Source organism: Agrococcus sp. Ld7, from assembly GCF_045064095.1.
Lineage (GTDB): Bacteria > Actinomycetota > Actinomycetes > Actinomycetales > Microbacteriaceae > Agrococcus.
The window spans coordinates 208,964-233,188 of record NZ_JBISGY010000002.1; the positions used below are offsets into that span (position 1 = coordinate 208,964).

A 24,225-nucleotide genomic window follows, 5' to 3' on the forward strand; every position below is an offset into this window, starting at 1 on the left:
GGGTCGCTGCCGGGCTGCAAGCTGATTCCAACATAGGCACGCCCGTGCGGCGGCACGATGGGGAGGAGTCCCCATCTGCGGTGACGAGGCGGGCGCTCACCGCGTCCAGCGGAGCGTGGAGACGCAGGCGTCGAACAGTCGCAGCATCCCGAGCAGGGCGGGATCGTCAGCAGGGAACTCGGCACCTCGGGTGATGACGAGCGTCAGCTGCAGCGCGCGGGCCTGCTGGGACCCCGGGATCGGCGTCAGGTAGACCACCGTGCGCTGCTTCGCGGCATCCGTGCCGATCCGCTGGTCGAGCTCTCGCTCGTCGCGGATGAAGCGCTTGTCGCCGAGCAGCGAGGTGGCGCCACGCCGGATGCGCTCTGCCATCTCCTGCTGCAGGGTCACGCCGGGCTGCGGGGTGCGGATCGAGGCGATGAGCGATGCGGGGAGGAACAGGGTGTCGGGCGTGGTCGTGCCGGGCCCGAAGTGCGCGATCGCCTCCATCCTGCGCATCGCGGCGAAGGACTGCTGCAGCTCTGTGCGCAGCTGCGCGAAGAGGTCGGGGCGGTGCGCGTCCATCAGGCGCCGCCTGGCCGCCTGCAGCATCGACCGCTCCGTCGCGGGCGATGCGTCTCGCCGCTCCCAGCCCTCCGGGAGCTCGAGGTCGAACTCGGGGTCTGCGGGCGCACCGAGCTCCGCGCGGAGCGAGGACGCTGCTCGGGGGGAATCGGTCACGCCACGATCCTAGGTGCGGCCGCCTGGACGCGGCGGAGGGGCACGGTCGCACGCGAACAGGGGCCCGACCGTCGTGGTCGAGCCCCTGTGCGGATGTCGTGCGGTGGGCTGCTCAGCTGCCTGCGAGCTGCTCGTCGAGCGACTGGATCGCCTGCATCATGCCGCGCAGCGCCTCGCCCATCTCGGAGATGCCCTCGATCGCGGTCTCGAGCCCCGAGGTGAGCTCCTCGTAGCCCTCACCGAACTTGCCCGACGCGTGCTGCGTCTTGAAGTCCTCACCCAGCAGCGTGTCGACCTGGCTCTTGAGATCCTTCAGGACACCCGAGATGTCCTCCTTGCCCGTGTCGAGCTTGCCCGACACCGACTCCATCTCGGAATATGAAGCTCCGAAGTCAGCCATTGCGTCTCCTCCTTGGGTCACGTTCTGCGGCCCGACCGGACCACCTGCATCTCACGATACGGCCGCGCCGCCGCCGCAGCGATGGGCAGAGGTGCCCATGTGCCTCACCCGCGCGCGAGCGACGCCGCCGGCGCCGACGGCCGAGCGGCGCCCTCGGGCGCGAGCGGGAGCTGCACGGTCACCGCTCTGCCGTCCTGCACGAAGATGCCGCGCCCGACCGGGAAGTCCGCGCGCTTGACCTTGGGGAATGGCACCTTGAAGACGGAGTCGCCGTCGTAGGCATCCGGCTTCAGGACGATGCCCTTGCGCCCGGCCTTGAAGTCGCCGATGAAGCCGAAGCCGCCGGTGACCTGGGTGACATCGGCGTCGCCGACCAGCAGGTGATCGCTGCGGTTGACCGCCTGGAAGAGCGCCTTGAGCGCGCGCTCCGCATCGGAGTCGGCGAACTGCGGGACGTTCTCCATCACGATCATGATCCGGCCGGGGATCGTCTCGTCACCGACCAGCTCCGTGAGCTCCGCTGCCAGCTCCTTGGCTGCATCCGGCTTCAGCGCGCTGCGCACCCAGGGGCGGAAGTCGTGCAGCACGGAGCGCCGGCCGGCGAAGTGGAACAGCTTCACCTCGGGATCGAACCGCTCCATGGCGATGATGAGCGCTCGCATGGCGTTCGTCTTGCCCGACCCCGGGGGTCCGGCGACGATGAACGTGCCGATGGGGTCGAAGTCGCGGGCTGCGAGGGTGTCCTCCGCGACGCCCAGCACGGGGAAGTCGTCGACGCGATCCGGCAGCTGCTCCAGCTCGAGCCTGGTCGGCAGCGCGCCGATCTCCTCGACCTCGCGCGCGCCCTGATCCAGGAGCGCCTGCGCCAGCTGACCCATGAGCTTCGACTGCTCGGCGACGTTGGTAGTGCCGCCGAGCACCGCGACCTGCGTCTCGAGGCCGTCCACCACCGCGCGTCCCGGCGCCGAGGTCTCGTCGAGCACGTCCTTGGGCGCGCCGACAAGCGTGTACGCCGATTCGTCGGACAGGCGCAGCACCACGCGGCGGGAGATGTTCGAGGAGACGGCCGACGGCACGGCACCAGAGCGGTCGGCGGTCGCGATCGCGTGGACGCCGAGGGGGCGGCCCTCGCCCAGGATGCGCATGAACACCTGGTAGAACGGCGACCTGGCGCTCGTGACCTCCCAGTCGGCCTTGAACTGCGGGAAGTTGTCCAGCAGCAGGAAGATGCGGGAGGCTGCCGGGTCGACCAGCTCGCGATACTCGGTGAGGTTTGCCGCGTTCGCCTCCGAGAACGCCTTGCCACGGCGATCGAGCTCGCGACCGAGCGAGCGCAGCAGCCGCTGCACGCGCTCGGCGTCGTCACCGGCGATGATCGAGCCGACGTGCGGCAGCACCTCGAGCGACTTGAGCGCGCCGGAGGCGAAGTCGAGCCCGTACACCTCCGCCTGCCCGAGTTCCGGGCGCATGCCCGCCGCGGTGCCGATGGTCTTCAGCAGCGTCGACTTGCCGGAGCCGGAGGTGCCGTAGACGAGCATCGAGCCGTCGCGATCCGGGTGGAAGTACAGCGCGTCCTGCCGCTGCCGCTCCGGCACGTCGGCCTTGCCCAGCACGATCTTCGCGTCGCCCTCCAGCGGCAGCTCGCGCAGATCGACGGTCGACTCGAGATCATCGAGCCACGGTCGGCGCGGCACCGGGATGCCCGCCCGCTCGGTCGCCGCGATGAGCGTCCGCACGATGCGCTTCTGGTCGTTCGGCCCGAGATCCTCGTCGTGCGAGTCCGATTCCGGCGGCGCCGCAGGCTCCCAGCGCTGCACCGATCCGAAGCGGAGCTCTGCGACCTTGACGTCGGCGACCTGCACCTCGTCGCGCGTCCAGCCGCCCGCGTACGCCGACTGGAACGGCACCAGCCGCCCCGGGCCCGTCTTGGCGATGCCGCGACCGGGGATCGAAGCCGGGAACGAGGCGGCGACGGGGTCGTCGACGACATCCTTGGAGTCGGACTCGTCGGCCATGCGCAGCGCCACCCGCAGGTTGGTGTTCGCGCGCAGGTTGTCCTTGATGACGCCGGCGGGCCGCTGCGTCGCCATGATCAGGTGGATGCCGAGCGAGCGCCCGCGCTGCGCGATGTCGACGACGCCGTCGACGAACTCGGGCACCTCGCCCGCGAGCGCCGCGAACTCGTCGATCACGAGCACGAGCGCCGGCGGGGTCTCGGGGTCCTGCCGCTTCTCGAGCTCGAGCAGATCCTTGGCCTTCTTGCGATTCAGCAGGTGCTCGCGATGGTGCAGCTCGGCGCGCAGGCTCGTGAGCGCGCGCCGCACGAGGTGCGGGCTGAGGTCGGTGACGAGGCCGACGCAGTGCGGCAGCGCGACGCAGTCGGCGAACGCGGATCCGCCCTTGTAGTCGACGAACAGGAACGTCACCCGGTCGGGACTGTGTGCTGCGGCCATGCCCAGCACCCACGCCTGCAGGAACTCCGACTTGCCGGCGCCCGTGGTGCCGCCGACGAGCGCGTGCGGGCCCTGGGTGCGCAGGTCGAGCGTCATCGCGTCGGTCGCGCCCTGGCCCATGATGGCCCGCAGGTTGCCCGACTTCTTCAGGCGCGGCTTCTCGCCGCCGGAGCGGTCGAGGATCGTGTTGTTCTGCCGCCAGCGATCGATGACCGCGTTCGGATCCTCGGCGAGCTCCGGTCCCACGAGCGAGAGGAACATGACGCTGTCGGGGATGTCGGAGGAGTCGTTGATCACGATGCTCGCGTCGACCACGGGCGCGAGCCGCTTGGCGAACATCAGCATGTACTCGTTGGAGACACCCTCGATGCGCACCTGCTCGTAGTCGCCGCCCGAGCGGACGGTGCCGACCCGCGCCGACTCGAACCCGTCCGTCACGTCGACGAAGCTGCGGCACACGGCGGGCAGCGACTCGACGGTCGGCGCGACGAACACGCCGTAGACGCCGACGGCGGCGCCACGCTCGAGGATCTGCGTCAGCCGCGGACGGTCGACGGGCGCGTCGTTGGTGACGATGAGCACGACGGAGGTCTGGATGGACTGCACGGTGTCCTTCGCGGCGCGCTCGACATCGGCGCCGTAGTGCATCGGCGTCCAGTCGTCGTCGAACGGCGTCTTGCGATCGGGAGCCGAAGCCTTCGAGCGCCCGAGCACCAGCTCCTCGAGCGCGCTCAGGAGCGCCGCGCCCGCGGGGGCCGAGTCCGCAAGCGGCATGTCCTTGAAGGGGCTCGTCTCGCTCGAGGTGTGCGGGAGCCACTTCATCCATTCGAGCTCCTCCGTCCACTCCGCATCGCACAGCGCCACGGTGACCACCTCGTTCGGTGCGTGGAGGCCGTAGAGCTGCACCGCCAGCCCGCGCAGCGCATCGGCCGCGAGCGACTTGGGGCCGGCGACACCGATCGAGCCGACGGACGCGAACGACTCGACGATCGGCACGTCGTCGACGTGGCTGTAGCGCTCGCGCAGCCGATCCACGCGCTCCAGGTACTCGGGGAGACCCTCCTTGGTCTCCTCCTCCTTGATCGAGTTGCGCGACTCGGCGCGGCAGGAGCCGAGCCGCAGCGAGAGGAAGTTCCAGTGCTCCGGCCTGCGGGTCCACAGCAGCGGCCCGAGCCGCATCGCGTGCTCGAAGACCTCCGCGACCGGTGGCACCTCAAGATTGCGGATGCGCTCCTCGTTGGGCTTCTCCCGGTACAGCCGCTCCTCGAGCTCCTCGTACTTCTTCTCGAACAGCTGCACCTCGAACTTGCGCTTCTGGCCGTTCTGGGTCTTCTGGTTGATGAAGTTGCCCATCAGCATGAGCGGCGTCATGAACGCGATCAGCAGCGAGCGCGTGCGCTGCGTCATGGCGTACATCGCTCCCGCGAGCAGGATCGGCGCCATGAGCATCGTCCACGGGAACAGCCGGTCGATCATCTCCTTCGGGATGCGCGGGCCGTCGAACGCGGTGCCGGGGTACCGCGGCTCGACGCGCGGCGAGCGGTTGAACATCAGCGCGCCACCGCGCTCCAGCACGGGATCGTGACCGGATGCGTCGAAGGCTCCGGCGAGGGAGACGGAGAGCGCCGTGTCTCCGATCGTGAAGACCGTGCCGGGCATGACACGCAGCCGCGAGACGAGACCGCCGTCGACGAGCACGCCGTTCGCGGAGTTCAGGTCGACGATCTCCACATGCGTGCCCACCTCGATGCGCGCGTGCCGCTTGGAGACGAGCGGGTCGCCGAGCACGATGTCGCTGCTGGCGTCGCGGCCGATCGTGGCGTGGCCGCGGCCGAGCTGGAACTCCTGGCCCGCGAGCGGTCCGCCGACCACCCGCAGCACCGCGACCGCCTCGACGGCGGTGCCCGCCGGGCCCCCGAAGCGACGCGGGCCGGCGCCGAGGTTGACGACGCGCGCGTGGAACCCCGAGCCGATCGGCGCGTCGGCGATCAGCGCGTCCGGCTGCAGCTCGACCAGCTGCTCGTCGGTCGGCGGCGCGACGGCGAGCGTGAGCGTGTCGTGATCGCCCGGCTCGATCGACCGGTCCGGATCGGCGAGCACGATCTGCCGGGCGACGTCATCCACCGTCGCGGTCGAGTCGGCCGTGATCACCACGTCGGTGGGCTCCGCGGCGGGGCGGTGGAGCGTGAGCTTGACCTTCATGCGTGCGTTCCCTGTCAGTCCTGGCCGTCGTCTGCATCGCGCAGCGCTGGATCGTCGAGCATCTCGAGGTCGGCGCGCGCGACCAGCTGCGATGACACCGCGTACTCGACCAGACGCGCCCGACGGTTGCTCGCGAGCTTGCCGACGCCCCCGCGCAGACCCTGCACGCCCATCCGGTCCAGCTTGTCGCAGACGTTGTCGAGCTTGCGGTTGAAGCGGCTCATCGTCCACCCGAGCCGCTCGGCGGCCGCGGCGCTGGAGGGCAGCTCGCTCATGCCCACCCCGTCGCGGCGCAGCATGGGCTCGGCGAGCGCGACGATGAGCAGCTTCTGCAGCTGGGTCAGCGCCACGGGCATCACCGTCGTCTCACCCGACGAGCGCCGGCGGTGCTCGGTCGACATCGCGAACGCCGCGTCATCGGAGTGGACGCCGATCTCGTAGGTCGTGGGGCCGGCGGTGAAGACGATCGAGCACTCCGAGAACACGATCGGCAGCCGTGCACCGGGCGAGAGCCACGACTGCACCGCCCCGCCGCCGGAGGAGACCGTGGCCGAGAGCCGCGACCCGAGGTTCGACAGCCACCAGAGGCCATCCTGGTTCCGCAGCTCCAGGAACTGCCGATGCAGGTACTGATTGTCGTCCACCGTCAGATCGCCCTCGCGGCCGATGATGAACGGCTTCGCGGGCTCGAGCGTGATCCACTCCCCCGCGAACTCGAGCTTCAGCTCCGCCACCTGCTCAGCCACTGACGCACCCCTCCGTGTCGTTCGACGATCGCCCGTCCTCCCGCACCAGCCGCACCAGGATGCACGACTCGCCGTCGCCGTCGCGCTCGAGCACGACCGATTCCTGTGCCACCTGCGCCGTCACGGGGTCCGCATCGCTGCGCTCGTAGCGGTACTGGAAGGTGTCGCCCGGCTGCGGCTGCGCGTTCGTCCAGGTGAAGGTCACGGTGTCGCCCTCGACCGCGCCGACGACGTTGATCGGCGCGACCGGCCGCTGCAGCGGCGCGGGTGCCGCGACCGTCTGCGTCGGGTTCGCCGACGGCGGCGGCTGGGTGCCGGCGGAGAGCGCCAGCCACACGATCGCGATGCCGAGCACCGCGACCAGCGCGCTGCCGAGCACGGTGACGAGCGTCGCGCGCCTGGACCGCGTCGGCGGGTGGTCCGCCTCCGGGTCGGCGGGAGCGGGATCCGCGGCCGCAGCGCGCTGCGGACGGCGGATCGTGGCGTCCACGAGCGCGCCGGATGCTGCGGCAGCACCCGGCATCGGTCCGCGCGCGGCGTCGGACGCGTGCGGGTCGATCGAGACCACGCCGCGGATGCGCGTGGCACCGCCGTCCTCCTCGTCGACCTCCTCGGCGTCGAGGGCATCGTCGAGCACGTCGAGCGGCGTGACGGGCAGCGCCATCTCGGCCTCCACCTGCTGCAGCGCGCGCCCGAACGCCATCGCGGTCCGGTGGCGCCGCGATGGCTCAGGGTCCATCGCGGCGGCGAGCACGGCCTCGAGCCGCTGCGGCACGTCGTGGCGCGCGAGCGGCGCCAGGTCACCGCGCTGGATGCGATCGATGAGATCGACGCTGGTGTTGCTGCCGCCGGGCAGCTCGAACGGCGTGCGGCCCGCGAGCAGCGTGAACAGCGTCGCGGCGAGCGAGAATACGTCGGAGGCCGGGCTCGAGCCCGGCGGCTCGAGGAACGCCTCGGGCGGGGACCACGGGATCGACATCCCGCTCGAATCGTCCGCGCCGCCCGCGCTCGTGGCGATGCCGAAGTCGGTGAGCGCCGGCCGGTTGTAGGCGGTGACAAGGATGTTGGCGGGCTTGATGTCGCGGTGCAGGATGCCCGCGCGATGCGCGGTCTCGACGGCACCGGCGATCTGCACCCCGAGCGCCAGCACCTCCGGCACCGAGAATCGGTCGCGCCGGTAGCGCACGCCGAGGTTCGGCCGCGGGCAGTACTCCATCTCGAGGTACGGCCTGCCGTCAGGCGCGACCGCCGCGCCGTAGATCGTCACGATCGACGGGTGGGTGGAGAGCTGGGCCATCACGTTGGCCTCGTGCCGGAAGTTCTCGATCAGCTCGCGGTTGACGGCGTCCGGCAGCAGCACCTTGACGGCGACCTTCCGCGACGGCAGCAGCTGCTGGTAGAGGAACACGTCGGCGAACCCGCCGGAGCCGAGCAGCGAGAGATAGTCGTAGCCCGGCAGCGCGGGGGGCGCCGAGGGCGCGCGCTTCGGGCTCACGGTGCGGCCTCGATCGTGACGATCTGCGCGTCCCCGAGGTCGAGGCGATCCCCGAGCTGCAGGATCGTGGACGCCTCCGGTCGCAGTCGCTGCGGTGCCGCGCCCTCGCGCAGCAGCAGCGTGCCGTTCGTTGAGCTGAGGTCGATCGCGACGAGGTTCCAGTCCTCCACCAGCAGCTCGAGGTGGCTGCGCGAGACATCCTCGCCGGGGCTGTCGATGGTCACGAGCCTCGGCACCCGGCCGTTCTCGACCCTGCGCGAGCGCGGACGGCGCCCGAGCACGACCCCGCGGCCGAGCGGCACGCGCTCGCCCGAGGGCAGCACAGCGACCGCCACCTCGGGGCGAGCCCGCTGCGCCGCGGTGCGCTCGTCGATCGGTGCGCCGCAGCGGTCGCACTGCAGGCTTCCCGGCGCGTTGACGTGGCCAGCGGGGCACAGGGTGGAGAGCACGAGCGGGCCGGTCGCGGGCGCAGCCTCGTCCCGGCGCTCGCGCTGCTCGCGCAGTCGGCGGGCCTCATCCGCCGTGATCGTCATGCCGTCGTGATCTCCCGCGTCGCCCGGAGCGGGCGCAGCGGGCGCAGACGCAGCCGAGGCGGGCGCAGCCGCGGCCGCCGGCGCAGACGCGGCGGTCGCCTGGGCCGTCGATGCTGCGCGCAGGTCGACCGCCGGCTTGATGAAGCCGGGCACGGAGTCGATCAGGCTGCGATCCTCCGCGATCGGGTCGTCGGTCCCGTCGTCCACCGGCTCGGCGTCCGGGGGCGATTCGCGAAGGCGCGCGCCGGCCCGATCCGCCGGCGGCAGCGTCTGGCCGAACGCGCCGACCGGCTGCGCGCCGGAGTCGAGCGGTGCGGTGTCGGCGGCGTGGGGCACCGCGGCGGCTGCACCGGTCGGGTGCGCGGGTCGCGGATGGACGCGCACGGCGGACACGCGCACCACGCCGCCTTCGAGCGGCAGCGAGCCGGCCGCGAGCTCCTGCAGGCCGCCGGCCTCCACGGTCAGCGCGGCATCCGTCTCGTCCTGCGCCCAGTCGGCCCCGAAGCGGTCATCCAGCGGCGCGCCGTCGACGGACGCGGGCACGCCGTGGCGGCGCAGCAGCGCCCTCCGGTCGTCGAGGTCGATCAGTCCCGTGAGCGCGGTCGGCTCCGCGTCCAGCAGCGCCCGCAGCGCCGCGACCGAGTCGATCGCCGCGCTTTCGGCGTGCAGCGCTGCCGCACGATCGGGCGCGAGGTTGCGCTCGCACACGAGCACGACGCGACCCGATGCGACGCACCAGGCCTCGCCCGGCGCGTACTCCATGCGCGCGCTCGCGGACGCCGCCCTCATCGACCCAGCCCCGTCGGGATCGTGTCGTCGAGCGTCTGCGCGTGGGTGTCGAACAGGTCCTCGTCAGCGAGCTCCACTGCGTCGACATCCACCACGACGACCGAGACGTTGTCCGGGGCGCCGGCGTCGAGCGCGCGGCGCAGCAGCAGCGCTGCTGCCGCGGCGGGCGCCGCGACGTCGCGCAGGATGTCGGCCATCTCCGCGTCCTCCACCTCGCCGGAGAGCCCGTCCGAGCAGACGAGCATGCGCTGACCGCGCTCGGCCGGGCGGAGCCAGATGTCGACGCTCTGTCGCTGGCCCGCTCCCAGCGCCCGGGTGATGACGTTGCGATGCGGGTGCGTGCGCGCATCGCCGCTGCGCAGCGATCCCGTCTCCACCAGCTCCTGCACCACCGAGTGGTCGATCGTCACCTGCCGCAGCTCGCCGTGCTCGTAGAGGTACGTGCGCGAATCGCCGATGTTGAGGATCAGCCAGTGCGCGATGCCCCCCACGTCCACCAGCACAGCACCCGAGAGCGTCGAACCGCCGAGCTGCGCGGAGCGCGCGTGCTCGTGCATGGAGTCGAAGGCACGCTCCAGTGCGCGCTCGACGTGCGCGACGTCGGCGAGTGCGCGGCCCCGCAGGCTGCGGAACGCCTCCACCGCGAGCGTGCTCGCGACATCGCCCGCCGCGTGCCCGCCCATGCCGTCGGCCACCACGAAGACCGGGAACGAGGCGAACACCGAGTCCTCGTTCACTGCGCGGCGCATGCCGGGATGCGTGGCGCCAGCCCACCGCAGCGAGATCGACGGATGGCTGTAGCGGAACTCGCCGACGGCGCTCACGACTGGCCTCCCGTGCTGCCGGGCTCGATCGTCACGGAGCGATCGCCGAAGCGCACCACGTCGCCCGGCGCGAGTGCGAACGCGTGCCCGGGGACGAGCTGGTGCTCGACCCCGGCGCGCACGACGCTCGACCCGTTGGTCGACGCGCGGTCGATGACCGACAGCGGCGACGCGGCGATGAGCAGGTGCGTCTTGGAGATGGAGCGCGTGTCGTCCTCCACCGGGAGCAGGTGCTCCACGACCTCATCGGCCGTGACCGCCGGATTGCGACCGATGAGCGCCGATCCGGTGATCGCGAAGCGGTCGCCGCTGTCGAACGCGAGGGTCGCGATGGGCGCGGTCGCGCGCGGGCGGGCACGGGTGACGTCGAGATCCTCGTCCTCGTGCTCCGCCGCGTCGACGCGACGCACGGTGCGCTCGTCGATGCCGCCGTCTCCCCCGCCGCTGTCGACGTCGACATCGAGGATCGTGTCCTCGCTGAACGGGATGGCACGCGATGCCGGCTGGCGGGCGGGCTGCGGCGCCGGCTCGTGGGTCGGCTGCGCGGCCGCCGGCTGCGGCCGATCCCTGCCGGGCACGCTGTCGACGATCCCGTGGAGCGGGGCCGGGGCGCTCTCCGCGCGGGGCTCGCGCTGCTGGCTCGGCGAGGAGCCCGCGCCGGCGTGGCCGCTCAGCTCGCCGGGTCGATAGCCGCCCAGCCGAGCGCCACCGGCAGGCATCCCGGGCGCGGTGTGCGTGGGCGCCTGCTCGGGTGCGGGCAGGTCCGACAGCCCCACGCGCTCCCGACCGGACTCCTGCGGACGGGCGACGCCCACGACGCCTGCGCTCATGCGTGCCCCGGGACGATAGCTGTGCCCCGCGCGATCCGCAGGGGTGGCGAGCGAGGGCAGCTCGCTGCGCGCCGCCTCGGGCTCCGCGCTGACGGTCTTCCGCGCGATGCGCATCCGCTTCTGGTGATACGGGTCGAGGCCGTGCTTCGTGTCGACGAACCAGGTCGCGCCGACCTTGTCGAGCCATCCGCGCCCGCGCTTCTCGCCATCGAACAGCGGCGAGAGGAACACCAGCAGCGGGCCGATGAGCGGCACGAGGAAGCTGCAGTACAGCACCAGCCCGCGCAGCAGCGCCCTGCCGAAGCGCGGCTGGGCGAGGGTCTTGACGTTCACCGAGCGGATGCCGGTGAACGCCTTGCCCAGCGTGACACCCCTGCGGCCGTGGAGCACGAGCTGCACGATGACGAACCCCAGCGTCAGCACGGTGGAGATGGCGGTGGCCACCACCATCCAGAGGAAGTTCGGGTGGCTCACGAGGCCCGCGGGAGTGATCGCGCCCGTGGCGACCTTCAGCAGCGTCGGCAGCGCGACGAGCCAGTACGGCAGCTGCAGCAGGACGTAGACGGCGAACTCGATCAGCGACGCGACCGCGCGACGGCCCAGCGGCGCGCTCTTGAGCCCGAGCGCCGCAGCGTAGGCAGGGTCGGGCCGGCCATCCTCATCGAGTCCCTCGATGACCTTCCGGTCGTCCTGGATCTCCCAGATCATCGGCGTCGACGCTCCTTCCTCCGTCGTGCGAACGAGCGCAGCGACAGCCTGCCGCGCACGCGCGTGCGCAGATCCGCCTCGGCATGCATCCCCTGCACGCTCCGCTCCACATCGAGCCAGAACGCGTCGACCTCGTCCTTGGCGGGTTCGCCAGGGCCGAAGACGCCCTCGTCGACGAACTCGCCGATCTCGGTCGCTCTCGATCGAGGGTAGCGATCCTCGACGAGGCCGGCGACCTCGCGGCGGGTGACGCCGGCAGGCACGGGCAGCCCGAGATCGACCGCGTGATCGACGACCTCGTGCCAGCCGCCGGCGAGCCGGTCGCTCTCGCGCTCGGCGCGTGCCCTGCGCCGCCACCGGGCCGCCTTGATCGCTCCCACCAGCAGGAAGGGCGAGGCGAGCAGCAGCAGGAGCAGCAGCACCGAGCCGCCCACCCAGAGCCAGATCACCCAGGAGGTGTCCTCGAGCTCCTCCTCATCCTCCTGCCCCTCATCGGCCACGGTGTCCGGCGACATGTCCGCGGGCTCCTCCGGCGGCTGCGGAGGCTGCAGCACCTGCGGCTTCGGGTCCGGCTCCGGCTCCGGCTCCGGCTGGATGTCGTCGTTGTCCTCCGGCGGTGTCGGGTCGAACCTGACCCACCCGTGGCCCTCGAAGGGCACTTCGACCCACGCGTGCATGTCGCCGCCGGTGAGCTCCACCGGATCGGCGCTGCCCGTGAACCCGTCGCGCGGGTAGAGGCCCATGACCACGCGAGCCGGCACGTTGATGCGGTGCAGCGCGAGCGCGAACGCGGTCGCGTACTGCTCGTCGTCGCCGACCAGCACGTCGCGCTCGAACATGGCCTGGATGCGCGCGGCGCCGTGGCCAGCGAGCGAGGGGATCTTGTCATCCTCGAGGCCGTGGCTGAAGCTGCCGTTCTGCATCAGCCGCTGCATGTTCTGGATGTTCTCGAGCTGGTTCTGCCCCTCGTTGCCCCGCGTCGCGACCCATGCCTGCAGCAGGTCGGGCACGACAGCAGGATCCGGGACCTGCACATCGGTGACGCGCGCACCCTCGAGCCCCTCGTGCTCCGGCTGTGATGGCACGATCGCCTCGAGCGTGTAGGAGTCCCCGGCCGACAGCCCCGCGAGCGTGATCGCCGTGCCCGTCTGACCGTTGTAGTGCAGCGTGCGCTGCAGGGCATCCTCACGCTCGCCCTCGAAGCGCAGCGACTGGATGAAGCCCGTCTCCGGCACCCAGATGCCGGCGTAGTCCGCGAGCTCGACGCGCACGGTCGCGGGGCTCCCCGACTGCTGCACGAGCACCTCGTCGCCGATGCGCGCGAACGAGCCGGAGCCGGACGCCTGCTGCGACCCCGCCACCGCGAACACGGTGCCGTCGTAGTAGTCGAAGGTCGCCAGGCGCAGGCGCGCGCCGGCGGGCATGCCGCTGACGGTCATCAGCGTCGAGTCCTCGAAGTTCTTGTGCCAGCCGCGGTAGCCGGCGAGCGGACTCGGGTACTCGGCGAGCTCGATGGGCGGCTGCACGGTGTCGCGGAGCACCACTCGGCTCGCCGGCTGCACGGGGATGCTCAGCAGACCCGCGACGAGCAGCGCGGCCGCGATCATGCCGACGGCGCCGCGGGTGCGCTGCCGTCGCGCGCGATTGCGATGGCGCGAGTCGTTCGTGACCTCGACCTCGTCGTTGAGCTCGGTGCGCAGCGACGCGCGCCGCCATGCGGACCACGCCACCACGACACCAGCAACCACGACGCCGAGCGCAGCGGGCCAGAACGCGATCTTCGTGCCGAAGCTGATGCCGACGAGCAGCGCGAGCACGCCGGGCAGCATCGCGAACAGCGCAGCCCGGCGCAGTCGCAGCGCGAGCACGGTGGCGACCGTCGAGCACACCAGCAGGGTGAGGAACGGCACCACCAGCAGGCTCGGGAAGCCCTCGGCCGGCGGCTCTGCCGTCAGCAGGCCCTTCCAGGAGAAGACCACGCCCAGCAGCAGCTCGCGCCAGGCGTCGAGCGTGGGGATGACGCCGCCGATGGTCTTGCGCGGCACCGCGAGCGCCGGCCCGAAGAGCACCAGGGCGAGCACGACTCCCGCGACCGTGAGCAGCCAGCCGCGCAGCGGGCGCAGCGAGGTGACGGTCCCGACGGCGATGCCGAGCAGGGTGCCGCCCATGCCAGCAACCAGGTATGCGGTGCCGCCGAACACGGGGCCGAACGAGAGGGTCGCCGCGAGGCCGAGGACGGCGATCACCGCGGCGTCGACGAGCGCCTGCTTCGGGGCGCGCGGCAGCATGGAGGCGTCGATCACTGCAGCGCCACCCCCCGCATGATGCGCGGCAGGTCGCTCACGCTGCCGACGGTCGCGAGCAGGCTGTCGCCCATCGGCTGCAGGCGAGGCTTGGCGCCCTCGACCACGGTGAACGTGATCACCCGGGCCTGCGGCGGCAGCAGCGTGCGCGCCCGTCGCACGAGCGCCGGCTCGACTCCCCCGCCCGCGTGCAGCATGATGACGGACGCTCCGGCGTGCTCACGCGCGATCGTCGCCGCGAGGTCCAGGAAGCGATCGTCGCGCCCCGACCACTCGATGCCCGAGAGCGCGTCGAGCAGTCGCTTGCCGGTCGAGGCCGGCAGTGTGCGGCGCGAGGTCTGCACGACCACATCCATCTCGTCGCGCACGGCCTGCAGGCCGAGCGAGCCCAGGATCGAGATCGCCGTCTCGAACTCGGCCGGGTCGGCATAGTCCTCCGCGGCGGTTGAGAGCCCGAGTGCGAGCACGCTGCGCCTGGTCTGCTCGAACTGGCGCACCATCAGCGTGCCGGTGCGCGCAGACGACTTCCAGTGGATGTACCGCCGATCATCGCCCGCGACGTAGTCGCGCAGCGCGTGGAAGGCGATGTCGCTGTTGGTGAGGTCGCGGGTGGTGATGCCCTCGAGGTCTCGGATGAGGCCCGGAGCGCTCTCGTCGAGCTGCACCGTCTTCGGGTGCACGAACAGCTCGACCGGCTCGGTCCACTTCACCTGTCGGCGCAGCAGGCCGACGGGGTCGCCGCGCACCGAGCGCACGGGGCCCACCTGCAGGATCGTTCGGCGGCTGGTCGGGATCGCGAACACGTCCTCGTGCACATCCCCCGGCTGCATGCGCGGCAGGTGGAACGAGGCGAGCGCCTTGCCGACCGGCACCTCGATGGTGGCTGGCAGCAGCGGCTTCTGCGACGCCGCGTGGATCTCGATGCGGCCCAGCGCGCGCTCCCCCACCACGACGCGCGTGTAGGCGAGGTCGAGCTCGATCCGGTAGCGGTTGCGCCCGACCACGAAGGCGATCCCGGCGACGATCAGCAGCGCGCCGACGATGCCGATCACGATCAGCTCCTTCCACCCCAGCGCGATGCCGACGGCGAGCGCGGAGCCGGTGGCGATCAGCACGGCCCAGCCGAAGCCGGTGATCGGCTCCAGCACCGGCCACACGACGCGACGCAGCCACGCAGCCACCGCTGCGGACCAGGTGCTGGTGATGGATTCGTCGCCGACGACCGTCTCCATCGCACGCTGCAGCGGCGTGCGATCGCGCTGCACGGCGCTGCGCAGCCGCGTGGTGCCGGTTGCGGACGCGGCCGTGGCGCGCTCGGTGTCAGGGGCGGGGGTGGACGTCGCCCGCTCGGGCGCCGTCGTCATGCAGCGTGCTGCCGATCCTGCGGCGCCGCGACGTCGGCGATCGCCCGATCGATGATGCGGTCGCCGGTGACGCCCGAGAACTCCGCCTCTGGGTCGAGCACGATGCGATGCGCCCAGACGAACTGCGCGAGCTCCTTGACGTCATCCGGCAGCACGAACGCTCGGCCCTTCGCGGCCGCCCACACCTTCACCGCGCGCATGAGCGCCATCGCGCCGCGGACGGAGACGCCCAGGCGCGTGTCCTTCGACTCGCGCGTGTGCTCGGAGAGCTGCGCCACGTAGTCGAGCACCGATGCATCGACGTGCACGGTCGCGGCGAGGTCGATCATCTCGGCGATGGCGCCGGTGGTGATGACCGGCTCCACGCCTGCGGAGGCGTTGCGGATCGAGGCGCCGGCGAGGATCCGGATGGTCTGCTCGCGACCCGGGTAGCCGATCGACGTCTTCATCAGGAATCGGTCGAGCTGCGCTTCCGGCAGCCGGTACGTGCCAGCCTGCTCGATGGGGTTCTGCGTCGCGATCACCATGAAGGGGCGCCCGACCTCGTACGGCGTGCCGTCGACCGTGACCCGGCCCTCCTCCATCACCTCGAGCAGCGCCGACTGCGTCTTCGGGCTCGCGCGGTTGATCTCGTCGGCGAGCACGATGGAGGCGAAGATCGGGCCCTTGTGGAACTCGAAGGTTTGGGACTTCTGGTCGTACACCGTCACGCCCGTCACGTCGGAGGGCAGCAGGTCGGGCGTGAACTGGATGCGGTGATCGGTGCCCTGCACGGTCGCCGCCATCGACTTCGCGAGCTGCGTCTTGCCGGTGCCGGGCGCGTCCTCGAGCAGCAGGTGTCCTTCCGAGAGCATCGCCGTGAACGCGAGCCGAATGACGTCCTCCTTGCCGAGCACCACGGTGCCGACGTTGTCGACCAGCCGGGTGAAGGTCTCGGCGAACCAGTCCGCCTGCTCGCGGGTCATGGATGCGGTCATGGTGTTCCCTATCGTCGTCATGGCCAATTCACTTTCGGCGTGGTGAGGTCGATGCCGTGTCCGCTCACGCGCATCCACGCCTGTCCGGCGAAGCCGGAGTAGCAGGTCCGCGTGTCTCCGGGCTCGCCCTGGTACTCGGCGATCGTGCTGCCGTTGCGGCTGGTGATGTTCACCTTGCCGGTCTCGAACGGGTTGCTCGCGCCGTTGTTGGAGCCGGAGTTGTGGCACGTGAAGGTGTAGATGCCGGGCTCGAAGTCGTTCCAGTTGAGCTGGAACCACTGGCACTGCTCGCCGTTGTTGCCTCGGCAGTCGCCGGGATAGGCCACACCGCCCCTGCTGAGGCTGACGCTCGGGTTCAGCCGCTCCCGCGCGGTCGCCTGCGCGGTTGCCGTGGTGGTCTGCGCGCCGTGGCCCGACTCGGCGGCGCCGGTCGTCGATTCGACCGTGATGCGGACCGTCTGATTGCCGCGTGCACTGACGGTCTGCGTGCCGGAGTTCGCCACGCTCTGCCACGCGCCGCTGTCGATCCGGATGCGCGTCGAGATCGATCGACCGTTGGCTCCCGGCGCATCCCAGCTGAAGGTCACCTGCTCGATCTGCGCCGATCCGCTCGCAGCCGGCGCAGCGATGGGCCCGTACGGCCGCGCCTGGTTGCCCGCGTTCGTCCATCCCGAGGCGTACGCCGTGCCGTCGATCACGGCGACCGCGCGCACCGAGAACGTGTACGGCCCGCCATTGTTGTTCATGCCGGTGTAGGTGCCGCCGGGTCCGAACGACTGCGTGCCGGCACCGCCGCCGCGCACCTCGAAGCGGACCTCGTTCGACCGCAGGCCGTTCGAGCTGCCGGGCGTCCAGGTCACGACGGCATCCGTGTTGCCATCCGTCGCCGAGACCGCGGACGGCGCATCCGGTGCCGTGAAGGTCCGCACGGCAGGCGATGCCGCGGACGGCGTGCTGGTGCCCGCGTCGTTCGTGGCAGTCACCGTGAACGTGACGTTCTCGCCCTCGGCCGCGAGACTGAAGGTCGCCTGCGTGCCGGTGACCTGCGCCGGCGCGGCACCGTTCGACGGCGTCACGGTGTAGCCGGTGATCGTCGCGCCGTTCGCGTTCGGCTGCTGCCAGCTGACGGCGATCTGCACCTCGCCCGGGATCGAGCGGTCGGGGGTCGCACCGACGCCCTGCACCTGCGTCGGCGGGCCGGCGGGCGTGACGGGCTGCGAGTACGCGGAGAAGTCCCCCGGCTCGACCGCGAGGTTCACCGCCTGCACGCGGAAGGTGTAGGACTTGCCGTTCTCGAGCCCGGCCCACGTGTGGTTCAGCCCCTGCACCTGCTGCTGCACCGCACCGTTCGGCGCCGGCGGTGAGATCTCGACGACGTAGTACTGGATCGGCGAGCCGTTGTTCACCGGTGCCTGCCACGAGAGCGCGACCTGCGTGTCACCGCGCTCGCGCTGCGGGGGCGCGGGCTGCTCGGGGCGCACGTCGGGGCGCGCCTCGAGCGAGGGCGCAGAGGGGTCGGAGTCGCCGACCTCGTTCTGCGCGACCACCCGGAAGGTGTAGGTGGTGTTGTTGGTGAGCCCGGTGATGACGCACGTCGTCGATGCGCAGCCCTGCTGCACCGAGCCGTCGGACGACTGCACGAGGTAGCCCGTGATCGGCGCGCCGTTCGATGCCGGCGGTGCCCAGGTGAGCGTCACCTGCGCGTCGTCGACCGCGTCGACGTTCGGCCGCGGCGGCGCCTCGGGCCTGCCCTTGACGTTGAGCGTCAGCGTGCCCGACACCTGCCGCTGGATGAGCTCGGTGGCGTCCTGCACGGTGTAGCGCACGGTGAGCACTCCCGAGAAGTCCGCGCCGGGCGTGACGGTCACCTCGCGGTCGGTGTGCGAGACCTCGCCCTCGCCCCCGACCCGCTCGGCCGAGACGATCCGCAGCGGCACCCCGTCGCGAGCGAACGGGTTGAAGTCGTCCTGCACGACGTCGAGCGTGAAGCCGACCCCCTGCGTCGCCTCGCCGGTGTTGGGCCGGGCGATCGCCATGGGGCGATTGGTCGGCACCACCTCGACGACCACCGTGCCGGGCGCCCGATTGCCGTGCGGGTCGATCGCCACGATCTGGAACGAGCCGGTCGTGCCCGGCGGGGTGTTCGCGGCGGCGGACGCCGAGAAGACGCCGTTCTCGAGCGAGGTCTCGACACCGCTCATCGAGCCACCGGCGGCCTCGAAGACCATCGCCTCCATGTCGCCCGGGTCCGGATCGGTGGTCGCGTCGCGCAGGTCGAAGGCGACCGCCGCCTCGCCGGCGACCGGTCGCAGCACGGCGCCCGCGAAGACGGGCTCCACGACGCTCGAGGGCGTGACGTCGATCGGGATGGTCAGGAATACGGCGTTGCCGCCCTCTGCACCCTCCCCGTCGGTCACCTCGAAGGTGATCGACGCGGGCCCGACGTAGCCCTCCGGGGACCGGAACTGCAGCGTCTCCTTGTTCACGACCAGACCGGTGTCGTCGCTGTTGACGGCCGAGACGGACTCTCCGTTGGTGATGCGCGGCGGGTTGCCGTTGAAGGTGGCGACCCACTCGCGCAGCGGCAGCTCCCGCAGGGTGCCGGATGGGATCTGGATCGGCTCCGTGCGAGAGAGGGACGGCGCCCGGTCGCGCACCGGCGGCACGGCCACGAATGCCTCGGCGACCAGTCCGTCGATGTCCGTCACACGGTAGGTGACGACCTGGAACTGGTCGTTGGGCACGACCTGGATCGCGTCGCCCGCGACGGTGCCGGGGCCGGTGGCGACCGAGAGCGTGAGCTCGCTCGGGTCGCCGTCCGGGTCGAGATCGTTCTCGAGCACGGGCACGTCCAGCGGCACGTCGAGCTCGACGCCGTCGCGCGGCAGCGGGTCGTCGCGCGCGATGGGCGGCAGCAGCGGCGCGTCCTCGGCCACCGTCACGACCACGGACCCGGTCGTCGACGCGCCCCGCGCATCCGACACCGCGTAGGTGAACTGGTAGTCGCCGACCTCGGACGGCGAGCGAAGATCGACGGTGTGGCGCTCGGTGTTGACGACCGCGTCCGCGAGCTCCTGCGGCAGGTCGAGGCCGTCCACCTGGAGCGAGAGCGCGTCCTGGTCCGGATCGGAGTCGTTCTCCAGCACCGCGATCGCGACGGCTCGATCGGGCCGCACGGTGACCAGATCGACCTGGGCGAAGGGTGTCTGATTCACGTCCGCCGCCTGGGCGATGCCGATGATCGCAGACGCCGTGCCCTCCTCGCCCCACCGGTCGCGCACGCGGTAGGTGAACTCGACCGTTCCCGCGCTGTCGGGGAAGGCCTCGAAGTCGAAGTAGTCCGGACCCACCTCCGGCAGGATGCGACCGCCCTCGGGGCCCGTGTCGTAGCCGACCAGCTCGACGCCATCGCCGTCGGGGTCGATGCCGTCGAGCGGGATGGGGATCCGCACCGTCGACCCGGCGAGCACACGCGAGGTCACGACCTCCGGTGCGGGCGGCGCGTTCTCCTCCTCATCGCGCGGCACGATCGTCAGGGCGACGGTCGCGGAATCACGGTTGCCGAACGCATCGCTGATCTCGTACGTGACGGTCGCGCGCGTGGGCGCGTCGACGAGCGCGTGCACGCGCAGTCGCCCCTCGGAGAGGAACGCGATGCCCTCCTCGTCGGAGGCGAAGCTCGTGTCGACGATCTCGTCGACGAGCTCGAAGGGCGTGCCGTCGGGCGAGAAGTCATTGGCGAGCACATCGATCGACGCGTAGTCCCCCGCCCGCACTGTCGCCGCGTCGTCGACCGCCTTGGGCGCGCGCGGCTGCGCGGGCGGCGCGACCGGGATCACCTCGACGGTGCCGGTCTCGGAGAAGCGGCCGTTGGAGACGGTGTAGGTGAACTGGAACGGTGCGTCGAGGCCGTTGTCGCGGATGCTGACGACGCGACGGTCCCGCAGCTCGACGGTGATGGGCGCGGCGCCCTCGACCGTGATCTGCTGCACGACGAGTACACCACCGGCCGGATCCACGTCGTTGGCGAGCAGGTCGACGACCGCAGATCCCTGCCGCGGCAGCAGCGCCGTGTCCCGCACCGCGACCGGGCGCGCTTCATCGTCGGGCGTGCGGATGTCGACGCGGATGCGACCGACGCTCGGGAGCGGTCCGTCCGCGATCATGTAGTTGAGGTAGTGGGTACCGACCGTGCCGGAGATGATCCGCACGACGCCGGTCGACCTGTCCGACTCCATCTCGAGGCCCGCGGCCGGATCGACGGATGCGAGGCGCAGCGGCCGGCCGGACGGCGAGTAGTCGTTGAGCATGGGACGGATCGTCGCTTCACGACCCTCGACCGTGCTGACGAAGTCGGCGTTGGCGAGCGGCGGGGCATCGCCGCGCTCGCGCACGTCGACCTCGACGTCCGCAGTGGCCTCGCTGCGCCCGTCGCTGACGGTGACGGTGAGGGTCTGCACGCCGACGTCGCCGGTGGCCGTATAGATCAGTCGGCCGGAGGGATCGGTCTGGACGGTGTCGCCGGAATCGGTCGTCGCTTCGGTGAGGTACATGTCGTCGCCGTCGGGGTCGACCCAGTCGGCAAGGACCTGGTACTCGTACTCGCCGCCCTGCTCGACCGCGAAAGCCTGCGCGCGCAGCTGCTCCGGCGGAGCGTTCTCGGCATCGCTGCGCACCGCCACACGCACGCCTGCCGTGTCCGTGCCCTGTCGCCCGTCGTCGATCTCGTAGTTGAACGTGAAGCCGCCGGTGAAGCCCTCCGGCAGCTGGAGCTGCAGCGCGGAGTCGTTGGAGACCGGTGCGATGGAGACGCCCTCCGGGACCTCGCCCACGACGCGCGCAGTGAGCACGTCGCCATCGGCATCGCTGTCGTTCCAGAGCACCGGCAGGATGGTCGATCGGCCGGGGCGTGCGCCGAAGCTGTCGTCGTTCGCGTCGGGGTCCGTGTTCTCCTCGTTGAGCGGCGGCGGCTGATTGGTCAGCAGGTCCTCTGTGGACTCCGAGTCGTCCTCGTCGCTCGTCTCATCCGACTGCTCCGGCACCAGATCATCCCAGTTGTCGACCAGCACGAGCGTGTCGGCCAGCAGCCAGGAGGAGCCCTCCTGGAACTGGTTGAGCACGACGGCGTCGCGATTGATGCGGAAGGTCGCAGGACCGCCGGTCATCTCCGGTACCTGCTGCTCGCTCCGCTCCTGTCCATCGCAGTCGCGCACGAACTGCGCGCTGCCGGTCCAGACGGCGTACACGCACCCGTTCAGCTGCACCGGGCGCACGGCGTCGCCGCCGCCCTGACGCTGCTCGACCTGCGGCTGCCCGCCCCCGAGCGGCTGTCGAATGAGCGCCGTCGGCGTCGACACGAGCACGTCTCCGGCGTCGTCGCCGACGAGCTGCACCGCGGCATCCTCCGGCACCTCGGTCGCACCATCCGGCAGCAGCAGCGTTCCCGTCGACGGGTCGTGCACGACGGCCCGCGTGCCGACCACCGTCACGAGCGGCTCCTGCATCGCTCGCAGCTCGTCGCGATCGCGCACCACCGGCTCGTCGAAGGTGCCGTCGTCGAGCCGCGCGATGCTGAGCTGGGTGCCCTCGCTCGTCGACACCGCGTGCACGGTGCCATCGCGGCCGACCTCGACCGCGGCTCCACCGCCGAGCTCGGCGAGAGGTTCGGTGTTCTCCGGAGAGAATGCCAGGAAGTCGGCGAACGACATCGCCCACAGCATGCCGTCTGCGGGATCGACGACCGCGACCACGCCTCCGCCCATCGCGATCCTGCCCTGCACGGGCAGCTGCACGCTCGACCCCATGACGACCTGCACCGGGTCGACGACGATCGCCGTCGACGCCTCGCGGTTGTGGAGCAGCACATCATCGCCGTCCTGCAGGACGTCGAAGCTCGCGGTGGGCGAGGTCAGGCCGCCGTCGAGCTCCTGCGCCTGGATGTTGATGCGGCCGAGCTGCTGACTGTCCTGCTTCGTGACCCAGACGCCACCGTCATGCAGGTCGACATCGGTGGTGGTGAAGCCGTCGTAGGTGATCGCGAGGATGCCGAGCGCGAGCGAGACGGCGGTGATGAGCCCACCGGCCACCGTCGACTTGCGATGGCGCCTGATCCACCTGAACACTTCGGCCTCCCCGTGACCCCCGCGGCGGGCGCAGGGGTGCCCGCGGTCGCGGGCGCGACCTCGGCCATTGTGCCAGAACTGAGCAAAACAAGACCTGCGGATGAGCACAACGACGAGCGGGCCCATCCGTGGGATGGGCCCGCTCGTCGTTGCAGGTCGATCAGCCGCGCGCGCGCTCGTACGCCGCGAGCCGCTCCGCGTTCTCGGCGTTGAAGTCCTCGAGCGCCCGACGGTTCCACTCCCGCGCCCTGCGGCCGCGCCGGGCGACGATGCCGCCGACCCAGATGGGCACCTCGCGCGCGAGGATGAACGCAAGCACCGACAGCGGCGCGAGCACCAGCTGGCCGAGCGACTGCAGATCCATCCCGAACACCGATCCGTAGGCCGACCAGCCGCCCTCCTGCTCCATGTACGCACCCGCGATGTGCGCCGCGTAGACCAGCAGCGCAACGATGAAGCCGCCGAGGACGTGCGCCCACCAGCCTGCACGGTTGACGAGCAGCGTGATGAGCCAGTACGCGAGGAAGAACACCACGACCGGCAGCAGGTAGGACGGCAGCAGCCACACCGTCTCCAGCGTCTGGATCGCGTCGAAGCCACGGTCGAAGAGATAGCCGACCGCGAAGAACGCCGCGGCGAAGAGCGCTGCGAAGATCACGGTCGCGAGCAGTGCGACCGCGAAGCCCACGGCCCGCGCGCCCTTGCGACGAGGCGGCATCGGCTCCTCGACGAGGACGATCGGCGTGCCGCCGGCCGCCGCACGCGCGGTCTCGTCGTCGACGGCGATGCTCGACGCCGGCACCTCGTCACGCACGATCCCGAACCGCTCGGTGCGCTGATCGCCGTCGCCAGTCCGGTCGCCGTCCTGGGCCTCCAGCACGCGCGTCTGGGCGCCGGTGCGGTCGACGTCCGGTGTGCGGTGCGCCGCCATCGCGCGCGTCGCCTGATCGTCGTTCGACTGCTGCGGCAACGCCTGCGTGGGCTCCGGCTCGACGAAGTCGTGCCGCGAGGTGCCGGCTGCCTCATCCGAGCTGTGGTCGGACGCGCGCCCTGGCACGTCGTGCATGCTGGCGTCCTGGACGACCAGGTCATCCGCGGCTCTGTCGTCGCCTCGCGCGTCGGCGACTGTCTCGTCGTCTGCGTCGGCGCGTCGGCGCAGGCCGAAGGAGGGACGGCGCGGCTCCACGAGCGGCGGCGGCGAGGCGGGCACGCCCGCGTCAGCGGCGCCATGCTCGTCACTGCCGCCGGGCTGCTCCAGCGAGCTCTCCGCCGCCTCGTCATGCACCTGGTCGGCACTGGCCCGTGCGGAGTCGTCGGGGTGCGCCGCAGAGTGCGAGGGCCCGCGGAGGGTCGAGGGCGCGATCACGGTCGGTTCGATCGCGCTGTCGCTGCGCTCGTCCGCTGGCGTGTGCTCCGCGAGCGGCTGCCGCTCATCGTGGTCGGTGACCGAGGTCGAGGCGTCGTCGGCGTCCAGGGGCGCAGCCGCATCGCGGTCATCCGTGCGCGCGGCCCCGTCGGCCCCATCATTCGATGCGGCGTCGTCATCGGTCGACGGCGGGCTGCCGAAGAACCGCTCCCGCCACGAGGTGGGCTGCTCGTCGCTCATAGAAACCTCCTGCAGCGGCACGGTGCCGCGTCGTCGGCCGATTCTAAGCACTGCGCCTGCGGCGCCAGCCGCGCCACCCCGCCGCTGCCGCAATCGCCGCGACACGCAGCAGGGGCCGCACCCGATGTGGATGCGGCCCCTGCTGCGTGCGAC

The 24,225-nt window shown here is 71.4% G+C and carries 13 protein-coding genes; all 13 read right to left on the reverse strand.

Annotated elements, in window-relative coordinates:
* Window positions 1-96 precede the first annotated feature (96 nt).
* Entirely contained in the window at window positions 97-720 is a 624-nt protein-coding gene (locus ACJJVL_RS01285; RefSeq protein WP_405216197.1) for a hypothetical protein, read from the reverse strand.
* Window positions 721-832: 112 nt separating this feature from the next.
* Window positions 833-1,120 (reverse strand): WXG100 family type VII secretion target, encoded by a 288-nt coding sequence (locus ACJJVL_RS01290; protein ID WP_405216198.1) that lies wholly within the window; start codon window positions 1,118-1,120, stop codon window positions 833-835.
* Window positions 1,121-1,224: 104 nt separating this feature from the next.
* A complete protein-coding gene (locus ACJJVL_RS01295; protein ID WP_405216199.1) occupies window positions 1,225-5,775 on the reverse strand; it encodes an FtsK/SpoIIIE domain-containing protein in 4,551 nt (1,516 codons plus the stop codon).
* Between the two features lie 14 nt (window positions 5,776-5,789).
* Complete coding sequence (locus tag ACJJVL_RS01300; RefSeq protein WP_405216300.1) at window positions 5,790-6,509, reverse strand: hypothetical protein; 720 nt, start codon at window positions 6,507-6,509, stop codon at window positions 5,790-5,792.
* A 4-nt stretch (window positions 6,510-6,513) separates the two neighbouring features.
* On the reverse strand, window positions 6,514-8,016 hold the full coding sequence (locus ACJJVL_RS01305; RefSeq protein WP_405216200.1) for a serine/threonine-protein kinase: 1,503 nt from the start codon (window positions 8,014-8,016) through the stop codon (window positions 6,514-6,516).
* On the reverse strand, window positions 8,013-9,338 hold the full coding sequence (locus ACJJVL_RS01310; RefSeq protein WP_405216201.1) for an FHA domain-containing protein: 1,326 nt from the start codon (window positions 9,336-9,338) through the stop codon (window positions 8,013-8,015). Before ACJJVL_RS01310 ends, ACJJVL_RS01305 begins: the two co-directional genes overlap by 4 nt.
* A complete protein-coding gene (locus ACJJVL_RS01315; protein WP_405216202.1) occupies window positions 9,335-10,162 on the reverse strand; it encodes a PP2C family protein-serine/threonine phosphatase in 828 nt (275 codons plus the stop codon). Before ACJJVL_RS01315 ends, ACJJVL_RS01310 begins: the two co-directional genes overlap by 4 nt.
* Entirely contained in the window at window positions 10,159-11,700 is a 1,542-nt protein-coding gene (locus ACJJVL_RS01320; protein ID WP_405216203.1) for an RDD family protein, read from the reverse strand. The genes ACJJVL_RS01315 and ACJJVL_RS01320 overlap by 4 nt, the downstream gene beginning before the upstream one ends.
* Window positions 11,697-14,003 carry a transglutaminase family protein gene (locus ACJJVL_RS01325; RefSeq protein ID WP_405216204.1) on the reverse strand — a complete coding sequence of 769 codons (2,307 nt, stop codon included), beginning with the start codon at window positions 14,001-14,003 and terminating at the stop codon, window positions 11,697-11,699. The genes ACJJVL_RS01320 and ACJJVL_RS01325 overlap by 4 nt, the downstream gene beginning before the upstream one ends.
* Window positions 14,000-15,367 (reverse strand): DUF58 domain-containing protein, encoded by a 1,368-nt coding sequence (locus ACJJVL_RS01330; RefSeq protein WP_405216206.1) that lies wholly within the window; start codon window positions 15,365-15,367, stop codon window positions 14,000-14,002. The genes ACJJVL_RS01325 and ACJJVL_RS01330 overlap by 4 nt, the downstream gene beginning before the upstream one ends.
* Entirely contained in the window at window positions 15,364-16,365 is a 1,002-nt protein-coding gene (locus tag ACJJVL_RS01335; RefSeq protein ID WP_405216208.1) for an AAA family ATPase, read from the reverse strand. Before ACJJVL_RS01335 ends, ACJJVL_RS01330 begins: the two co-directional genes overlap by 4 nt.
* A complete protein-coding gene (locus tag ACJJVL_RS01340) occupies window positions 16,362-22,466 on the reverse strand; it encodes an Ig-like domain-containing protein (protein WP_405216210.1) in 6,105 nt (2,034 codons plus the stop codon). Before ACJJVL_RS01340 ends, ACJJVL_RS01335 begins: the two co-directional genes overlap by 4 nt.
* 160 nt (window positions 22,467-22,626) lie before the next feature.
* Window positions 22,627-24,072, reverse strand: coding sequence for a hypothetical protein (locus tag ACJJVL_RS01345; protein ID WP_405216212.1), 1,446 nt, complete (start codon window positions 24,070-24,072; stop codon window positions 22,627-22,629).
* Between the last annotated feature and the right edge of the window lie 153 nt (window positions 24,073-24,225).